Here is a 4,215-nt window from a genome sequence, read left to right as displayed (position 1 = left end):
AACTTCTGTGCCGCTCTTTTCACCTCCAACCGCAATGACACGTGTCTCCTTATCTTGCTTAACAAGACTGTCTCCTACAACTTTCGTAATCTCATTCTTAAGCTCTTTATGGATATTCGTGAATGAACTTCCTACACCAGCAAAGGCTTTCACTACATCATCATAGCTCTTCTCTTCAACTTTGCTACCATCTTCACTGATAGTGTTAACCTTAAAGCTTGGAGCACTCCATTTTCCTTCCTTATAGCCAGCACCACCACCTAAATAGCTCGCAAGCGTATTACTCATCGAATAAAGCTGTGAGCCATTCACTGCTTCTGTCGAGTCTTCTGTAAGCAATCCTGCTTTTACCCCTAAAAGGCTCCGCGCTGCATCTCCACTATTGGCAATGTTAATGCTAGTACCACCTTTTTCCGCTCCTATCTTGATAACCTTGCTCTCTTCATCCTGCTTAACAAGACTATCACTAACAACATTGTTGATGTGATTATTAATATCCGTAACAGCATTCGTCACTTCATTATGAAGATTGCTAAAAGATGTACCAACACTCGCAAAGGCTTTGGCTACATTATCATAGCTCTGTTCTTCAACCTTACCACCATCAGCACTTACTGTATTAACCTTAAAGCTTGGAGCCGTCCACTGACCATTCTCATACTTAGCTCCACCACCAAAATAGCTCGCTAATGCATTGTTCATCGAATAAAGCTGACCGCCCGTAACCGCATCCGTGGAATCTTTAGTGATACTACCATTGGCAAGTGATGTAATCTTGCTATTCGTTTTGCTACCTTCTTTGCCATGCTCTGCAACAAACGCACCTTTCGTGCCATCCCACAACAAAGCATCACTTTGAACTGCGTTGATCTCTTTGCCAATGTCATCCTTAATATTCGCAAACTGATCTTTAACTTTCTCAAATGAATCTCCAACACCTGTAAAGGCAGAGGTTACATCAGTATAAGTCGTGTCAGTAACATCACCATTGTCGTTGAAACTCTTAAAATGGAATATAGGTGCAACCCACTTGCCATCTTCATAGCTTGCGTCACCACCCAATGTCTTTGCAACACCACTCCCTAGAGCATAGAGCTGTGAACCATTGATCGCATCCGTGGAATCTTTAGTGATGCTACCATTCGCAAGAGAGGTGATCTTGCTGTTCTTCTTGTCAGCATCAGTTCCATGGATCGCTACAAAAGCATGATCATTATCACTCCATAACAAAGCATTTTGCTTAATCGTATCTGAAAGATCACTCGTATTTTTTGCAATCTCCTCATGAAGTTCTGTGAATGAACGATCAACACCACCAAATGCATCTGCTACACTCTGATAACTCTTATCCTGAACTGTATAAGTCGGCGCAATACTTTTCAATACATCTGCACCACCTCCTAAGAAATTCGAAGTATTTTCAGAAACCGTTTTAAGATCATTCGTTACTGTCGTAACATTTTGATTGGTCGCAAAAAGTTGAGAACCATTCACTGCATCAACCGATGTTTCTGTAAGCGCTCCTGATTTTACACCTGTGAGGCTCCGTGACGCTCCATCAGTATTCGCAAACGTAACTTCAGTTCCACTCTTTTCACCTCCAACTGCAATAACATGTGTATTCTCATCTTGCTTAACAAGACTCTCTCCCACAACTTGGTTAATCTCATTCTTAAGCTCTTTATGAATATTCGTGAAAGAACTTCCAACACCTTCAAAGGCAGCTGCTACACTATCATAGCTCTGCTCTTCAACCTTGCTGCCATCAGAACTCACTGTATGAACCTTAAAGCTTGGTGCTGTCCATTGATCATTCTCATACATAGCACCACCACCAAAATAGCTCGCTAATGCATTGTTCATCGAATAAAGTTGAGAACCATTCACTGCATCAGTCGACATTTCTGTAAGCGCTCCTGATTTTACACCTGTGAGAATCCGTGACGCTCCATCAGTATTCGCAAACGTAACTTCAGTTCCGCTCTTTTCACCTCCAACTGCGATAACATGTGTCTTCTCATCTTGTTTAACAAGACTATCACTAACAACATTATTGATGTGATTATTAATATTCGTAACAGCATTCGTCACTTCATTATGAAGATTTGTAAAAGAACTTCCAACACCTTCAAAGGCAGCTGCAACACTATCATAGCTCTGCTCTTCAACCTTACCACCATCAGAACTCACTGTATGAACCTTAAAGCTTGGTGCTATCCATTGACCATCCTTATATTCAGCACCACCACCAAAATAGCTCGCTAATGCATTGTTCATCGAATAAAGCTGACCGCCCGTAACCGCATCCGTGGAATCTTTAGTGATACTACCATTGGCAAGTGATGTAATCTTGCTATTCGTTCTTGCTCCTTGTTCGCCATGCTCTGCGACAAACGCACCTTTAGTACCATCCCACAACAAAGCATCACTTTGAACTGCGCTGATCTCTTTGCCAATGTCATCCTTAATATTTGCAAATTGATCTTTAACTTTCTCAAATGAATTTCCAACACCAGTAAAGGCAGAGGTTACATCAGTATAAGTCGTGTCAGTAACATCACCATTGTCGTTGAAACTCTTAAAATGGAATGTAGGAGCGACCCACTTCCCATCCTCATAGCTTGCGTCACCACCTAAAGACGTAGCAACACCGCTCCCTAGAGTATGAAGTTGATTACCAGCTACTGCATCACTTGAACCAGAATTAATATCTCCATTGGCAAGTGATGTAATCTTGCTATTCGTTCTTGCTCCTTGTTCACCATGCTCTGCGACAAACGCACCTTTAGTGCCATCCCACAACAAAGCATCACTTTGAACTGTGCTGATCTCTTTGCCAATATCATCCTTAATATTCGCAAACTGATCTTTAACTTTCTCAAATGAATCTCCAACACCTGTAAAGGCAGAGGTTACATCAGTATAAGTCGTATCAGTAACATCACCATTGTCGTTGAAACTCTTAAAATGGAATGTAGGAGCAACCCACTTGCCATCCTCATAGCTGGCTTCACCACCCAATGCCTTTGTAATACTGCTCCCTAGAGCATAGAGTTGATTACCAGCTACTGCATCACTGGAGCTAACATTAATATCTCCATTGGCAAGTGATGTAATCTTGCTATTCGTTCTTGCTCCTTGTTCGCCATGCTCTGCGACAAACGCACCTTTAGTACCATCCCACAACAAAGCATCACTTTGAACTGCGTTGATCTCTTTGCCAATGTCATCCTTAATATTCGCAAACTGATCTTTAACTTTCTCAAATGAATCTCCAACACCTATAAAGGCAGAGGTTACATCAGTATAAGTCGTATCAGTAACATCACCATTGTCATTGAAACTCTTAAAATGGAATGTAGGAGCGACCCACTTGCCATCCTCATAGCTTGCGTCACCACCTAAAGACGTAGCAACACCGCTCCCTAGAGCATAGAGCTGTGAACCATTAACTGCATCACTTGAACCAGAAGAAACCGTTCCATCCGCAAGATGCATAATCTTACTGTTACTTCTTGCTCTTTCTACTCCATGACCTGCATCATACGCTTTCTCCCCATCATTCCATGACAATGCATCACTCTTAATCTGCTCGCTGATCTGATTACCAAGCTCTTGCTTAATCTGATTGGTGATTTTGTTACCAAAGTTTGTGAAAGCGACATTAACGCCATCAAAGGCAGCTGCTACAGTCTCATATTCCTTCGTATCTTCCGTTTCATCTTCACTGAAGGTCTTAACCTTAAATTTAGCAGCGATCCACTTGCCATCTTCATAGCTTGCGTCACCACCTAAAGACGTAGCAACACCGCTTCCTAGAGCATAAAGCTGTGAACCATTAACCGCATCATGGGATTCAGAAGAAATTCCACCATTACCAACATTATGCAAACCAACAGTGCCTGTGTTAGGATCTCCAAAAGTAACACTATTCTTATTAACTTTACGTAATGATCTGGTAAGAAAATTTGTTTCATCTGAATCTTCTTCGTCATCGTAGAAAACGGCGAATGAACGTACTTCTGCAATTTTATCAGAAAGCTTAGTCACATTATCATCAAGCTGACCTTTGTTAACTGCTTCATTGTTATGCTCTGCATCCTTAACTCCTGAAAGGATTCTGTCTTTACTATCCTGATCAGAAATTGTGATTGTATTACCGTGTTTTTCTGCACCAATCTTGACTACTTGTTTCTCTTCATCCCACTTAACAAG

At 41.5% G+C, this 4,215-nt stretch carries 1 pseudogene; it reads right to left on the bottom strand.

The features are described 5' to 3' along the window. Positions 1-4,215 (bottom strand): annotated as a pseudogene (locus PVV59_RS09440) (hypothetical protein); the annotation flags it as partial.

The sequence above is a fragment of the Bartonella sp. MM73XJBT.G genome, assembly GCF_028618435.1.
Lineage (GTDB): Bacteria > Pseudomonadota > Alphaproteobacteria > Rhizobiales > Rhizobiaceae > Bartonella.
The sequence above is the reverse complement of the archived record's forward strand: the minus strand, read 5'-3'. Positions and strand labels throughout refer to the sequence as shown.